Annotated in this window: 1 protein-coding gene; it reads right to left on the reverse strand. The window is 36.9% G+C overall.

Translation table 11 applies throughout. From position 1 onward, the window contains the following. A partial coding sequence (locus R0K30_RS21100) for a transposase (RefSeq protein ID WP_410612708.1) occupies positions 1-461 on the reverse strand: 461 nt, incomplete at both ends.

A 461-nucleotide genomic window follows, 5' to 3' on the forward strand; every position in this document is an offset into this window, starting at 1 on the left:
ACAGATAGACGATTTTGTCTGATCTTTTCTTTATGTTCTTCCCACACGTGTCTTGAGATCACTTTTTGATGATTTTTCGATCTTGTACAGCTTTCAAGGAAAGGACATGATGCACATTTTTTAGAATCTGATTTGTAGAACCTATAACCTTTTCGATCAGTTGTCGTATATAAAAGCTTTTCACCCTTCGGACATATGTAATGATCATGTTCAGAATCATACTGAAATTTCCACTTCTCAAATAATCCTCTTGTTGGATGAAAACGTCTATGGGCAATGACACCAAAAATATGTCGATCAAATAAACCTTTACAGATCGGCGTTGATAAATAACCAGAATCAAGGGCAACAGCTTCTACTTGAAAACCAAATCGTTCAAGATACGGAACAGAATCATGGACATTACCGGGCGTGACATGGGCATCAGTGATGATATTGTATTTCATATCTGTTGTACGGTG

This window comes from Bacillus sp. SIMBA_154 (assembly GCF_046536015.1).
Taxonomy (GTDB): Bacteria; Bacillota; Bacilli; order Bacillales; family Bacillaceae; genus Bacillus; species Bacillus pumilus_P.